General features: G+C 53.9%; 2 tRNA genes and 2 rRNA genes. All 4 read right to left on the reverse strand.

Annotation, left to right across the window (positions count from 1 at the left end):
* Positions 1-23: 23 nt before the first annotated feature.
* Positions 24-2,903, reverse strand: a 23S ribosomal RNA gene (locus HDC36_RS23250).
* A 226-nt stretch (positions 2,904-3,129) separates the two neighbouring features.
* Positions 3,130-3,206 (reverse strand) — tRNA-Ile (locus HDC36_RS23255).
* A gap of 16 nt (positions 3,207-3,222) precedes the next feature.
* A tRNA-Ala gene (locus HDC36_RS23260) sits at positions 3,223-3,298 on the reverse strand.
* Positions 3,299-3,383: 85 nt separating this feature from the next.
* Positions 3,384-4,928: ribosomal RNA gene (locus HDC36_RS23265) — 16S ribosomal RNA — on the reverse strand.
* Together the 16S and 23S rRNA genes with 2 tRNA genes alongside form the textbook arrangement of a ribosomal RNA operon.
* Positions 4,929-5,289 lie beyond the last annotated feature (361 nt).

Below are 5,289 nucleotides of genomic sequence, written 5' to 3' on the forward strand. Positions count from 1 at the left end.
TTGAGGAAGCAACTTGAGGTTATATGGTCAAGCCGCACGGATCATTAGTATCAGTTAGCTCAATGCATTGCTGCACTTACACACCTGACCTATCAACCACGTAGTCTACATGGTTCCTTAAGGGGGCTTGTGCCCCGGGAAGTCTCATCTTGAGGCGCGCTTCCCGCTTAGATGCTTTCAGCGGTTATCGCTTCCGAACATAGCTACCCGGCAATGCCACTGGCGTGACAACCGGAACACCAGAGGTTCGTCCACTCCGGTCCTCTCGTACTAGGAGCAGCCCCTCTCAAACTTCCAACGCCCATGGCAGATAGGGACCGAACTGTCTCACGACGTTCTGAACCCAGCTCGCGTACCACTTTAAATGGCGAACAGCCATACCCTTGGGACCGACTACAGCCCCAGGATGTGATGAGCCGACATCGAGGTGCCAAACACCGCCGTCGATATGAACTCTTGGGCGGTATCAGCCTGTTATCCCCGGAGTACCTTTTATCCGTTGAGCGATGGCCCTTCCATACAGAACCACCGGATCACTAAGACCTACTTTCGTACCTGCTTGATCCGTCGATCTTGCAGTCAAGCACGCTTATGCCTTTGCACACAGTGCGCGATGTCCGACCGCGCTGAGCGTACCTTCGTGCTCCTCCGTTACTCTTTAGGAGGAGACCGCCCCAGTCAAACTACCCACCATACACGGTCCCCGATCCGGATTACGGACCTAGGTTAGAACGTCAAGCACGACAGGGTGGTATTTCAAGGATGGCTCCACTGCAGCTAGCGCCACAGTTTCATAGCCTCCCACCTATCCTACACAGACGAACTCAACGTTCAGTGTAAAGCTATAGTAAAGGTTCACGGGGTCTTTCCGTCTTGCCACGGGAACGCTGCATCTTCACAGCGATTTCAATTTCACTGAGTCTCGGGTGGAGACAGCGCCGCTGTCGTTACGCCATTCGTGCAGGTCGGAACTTACCCGACAAGGAATTTCGCTACCTTAGGACCGTTATAGTTACGGCCGCCGTTTACTGGGGCTTCGATCAAGAGCTTCGCCTTGCGGCTGACCCCATCAATTAACCTTCCAGCACCGGGCAGGCGTCACACCCTATACGTCCACTTTCGTGTTTGCAGAGTGCTGTGTTTTTGATAAACAGTCGCAGCGGCCTGGTTTCTGCGACCCTCTTCAGCTATAGCTCGCATGAGCCACCAAAAAGGGTGCACCTTCTCCCGAAGTTACGGTGCCATGTTGCCTAGTTCCTTCACCCGAGTTCTCTCAAGCGCCTGAGAATTCTCATCCTACCCACCTGTGTCGGTTTACGGTACGGTCTGCGTAAGCTGAAGCTTAGGAGCTTTTCCTGGAAGCGTGGTATCAGTGACTTCGTCTAAAAGACTCGTCTCGGTGCTCGGTCTTAAAGGATCCCGGATTTGCCAAAGATCCAAACCTACCGCCTTTCCCCGGGACAACCAACGCCCGGTACACCTAACCTTCTCCGTCCCTCCATCGCACTTACGCGAGGTGCAGGAATATTAACCTGCTTCCCATCGACTACGGCTTTCGCCCTCGCCTTAGGGGCCGACTCACCCTGCGCCGATTAACGTTGCGCAAGGAAACCTTGGGCTTTCGGCGTGCGGGTTTTTCACCCGCATTATCGTTACTCATGTCAGCATTCGCACTTCCGATACCTCCAGCAGACTTCTCAATCCACCTTCAACGGCTTACGGAACGCTCCTCTACCGCGCATCGCTTATCGCGATGCACCCCAAGCTTCGGTTCACTGCTTAGCCCCGTTAAATCTTCCGCGCAGACCGACTCGACCAGTGAGCTATTACGCTTTCTTTAAAGGGTGGCTGCTTCTAAGCCAACCTCCTGGCTGTCTGTGCCTTTCCACATCGTTTTCCACTTAGCAGTGAATTTGGGACCTTAGCTGTGGGTCTGGGTTGTTTCCCTTTTCACGACGGACGTTAGCACCCGCCGTGTGTCTCCCGGATAGTACGTACTGGTATTCGGAGTTTGCAATGGTTTGGTAAGTCGCGATGACCCCCTAGCCATAACAGTGCTCTACCCCCAGCAGTATTCGTCCGAGGCGCTACCTAAATAGCTTTCGAGGAGAACCAGCTATCTCCGGGTTCGATTAGCTTTTCACTCCTAATCACACCTCATCCCCTACCTTTGCAACGGGAGTGGGTTCGGGCCTCCAGTCAGTGTTACCTGACCTTCACCCTGGGCATGACTAGATCACCCGGTTTCGGGTCTACTGCCCGCGACTATGCGCCCTTATCAGACTCGGTTTCCCTTCGCCTCCCCTATACGGTTAAGCTTGCCACGAACAGTAAGTCGCTGACCCATTATACAAAAGGTACGCAGTCACTCTTGCGAGCTCCTACTGCTTGTACGCACACGGTTTCAGGATCTATTTCACTCCCCTCTCCGGGGTTCTTTTCGCCTTTCCCTCACGGTACTGGTTCACTATCGGTCGGTCAGGAGTATTTAGCCTTGGAGGATGGTCCCCCCATATTCAGACAGGGTTTCACGTGCCCCGCCCTACTCGTCTTCACTGGAATGGCCCTTTTAAATACAGGGCTGTCACCTTCTATGGCCAACCTTTCCAGGTTGTTTTTCTAGAACCATACCAGCTTAAGGGCTAGTCCCCGTTCGCTCGTCACTACTTAGGGAATCTCGGTTGATTTCTTTTCCTCCGGTTACTTAGATATTTCAGTTCACCGGGTTCGCTTCCAGCAGCTATGTATTCACTGCAGGATACTGCCGAAGCAGTGGGTTTCCCCATTCGGACATTGCCGGATCAAAGCTTGTTGCCAGCTCCCCGACACTTTTCGCAGGCTGCCACGTCCTTCATCGCCTCTGACCGCCAAGGCATCCACCGTGTGCGCTTATTCGCTTGACCATATAACCTGAAGTTGCCTCCAAGTTATGCTGAGTCCGGGGGTACAAAGCCCGGACGCGAACTATAACGACTCAATTTCTAGGGACTCGAGGTCCCCGCCTTAGCCACAACGACACGTCAAGATAGTTTGATCTCAAACGCTCGCTACGTCACAAATTTTAAAAGAACATACCCCAGCCTCACTGCTGGCGCATCTTAAATTCTTAGTGTGCTTATACATTCAGAGTGGTGGGTCTGGGAGGACTCGAACCACCGACCTCACCCTTATCAGGGGTGCGCTCTAACCACCTGAGCTACAGACCCAAAGTCTTCAGTTCAGTGGTGGAGCCAGTCGGGATCGAACCGACGACCCCCTGCTTGCAAAGCAGGTGCTCTCCCAGCTGAGCTATGGCCCCGAAATCGGGGTGCCCCGCCCTGTGGCGGAACTCTCTGAATGCAGGTTACTTGTGAGGACGCCTGTAGGCGTAGCTGTCATGCTCAAAAGGAGGTGATCCAGCCGCACCTTCCGATACGGCTACCTTGTTACGACTTCACCCCAGTCATCGGCCACACCGTGGCAAGCGCCCTCCCGAAGGTTAAGCTACCTGCTTCTGGTGCAACAAACTCCCATGGTGTGACGGGCGGTGTGTACAAGGCCCGGGAACGTATTCACCGCAGCAATGCTGATCTGCGATTACTAGCGATTCCGACTTCATGGAGTCGAGTTGCAGACTCCAATCCGGACTGAGATTAGGTTTCTGGGATTGGCTTACTCTCGCGAGTTTGCAGCCCTCTGTCCTAACCATTGTAGTACGTGTGTAGCCCTGGTCGTAAGGGCCATGATGACTTGACGTCATCCCCACCTTCCTCCGGTTTGTCACCGGCGGTCTCCTTAGAGTTCCCACCATTACGTGCTGGCAACTAAGGACAAGGGTTGCGCTCGTTGCGGGACTTAACCCAACATCTCACGACACGAGCTGACGACAGCCATGCAGCACCTGTCTCACGGTTCCCGAAGGCACCAATCCATCTCTGGAAAGTTCCGTGGATGTCAAGACCAGGTAAGGTTCTTCGCGTTGCATCGAATTAAACCACATACTCCACCGCTTGTGCGGGCCCCCGTCAATTCCTTTGAGTTTCAGTCTTGCGACCGTACTCCCCAGGCGGCGAACTTAACGCGTTAGCTTCGATACTGCGTGCCAAGTTGCACCCAACATCCAGTTCGCATCGTTTAGGGCGTGGACTACCAGGGTATCTAATCCTGTTTGCTCCCCACGCTTTCGTGCCTCAGTGTCAGTGTTGGTCCAGATGGCCGCCTTCGCCACAGATGTTCCTCCCGATCTCTACGCATTTCACTGCTACACCGGGAATTCCGCCATCCTCTACCACACTCTAGTTGCCCAGTATCCACTGCAATTCCCAGGTTGAGCCCAGGGCTTTCACAACGGACTTAAACAACCACCTACGCACGCTTTACGCCCAGTAATTCCGAGTAACGCTTGCACCCTTCGTATTACCGCGGCTGCTGGCACGAAGTTAGCCGGTGCTTATTCTTTGGGTACCGTCAGAACAATCGGGTATTAACCGACTGCTTTTCTTTCCCAACAAAAGGGCTTTACAACCCGAAGGCCTTCTTCACCCACGCGGCATGGCTGGATCAGGCTTGCGCCCATTGTCCAATATTCCCCACTGCTGCCTCCCGTAGGAGTCTGGACCGTGTCTCAGTTCCAGTGTGGCTGATCATCCTCTCAGACCAGCTACGGATCGTCGCCTTGGTGGGCCTTTACCCCGCCAACTAGCTAATCCGACATCGGCTCATCTATCCGCGCGAAGCCCGAAGGTCCTCCGCTTTCACCCTAAGGTCGTATGCGGTATTAGCGTAAGTTTCCCTACGTTATCCCCCACGAAAAGGTAGATTCCGATGTATTCCTCACCCGTCCGCCACTCGCCACCCATGGTATTGCTACCACTGTGCTGCCGTTCGACTTGCATGTGTTAGGCCTGCCGCCAGCGTTCACTCTGAGCCAGGATCAAACTCTTCACTTAAAATTACAGACCCGAAGGTCAATACTTTGATATGCAGAGTTCAAACCAAGCTTACGTATCGCTTGCTTAGCAATTGATTTGTTGCTCTTGATTCGAACGTCTGCAAGATGGACATACTTCCACCTGCAGGCGCCCTCACAAGTTACCTGCGCACACTGTCAAAGAACATTGGGGCCGGCCTCAGCGCCTTTCCCGTTTCACCGCGACGTTTCCGTCGTAGCGAGCCGCCCATTATAGCGGACTTTTTCTTTCCGTCAACACCTCGTTTCGGAGGTCTTGCCGCCGGTTCCGCTCAAACCCCGAAGGCTTTTCGCTGAACCGAGCCGCCCATCATAGCGGCTTTTTTGTTGCCGTCAATACC

It is taken from the genome of Xanthomonas sp. JAI131 (assembly GCF_013410075.1).
Lineage (GTDB): Bacteria > Pseudomonadota > Gammaproteobacteria > Xanthomonadales > Xanthomonadaceae > Xanthomonas_A > Xanthomonas_A bonasiae.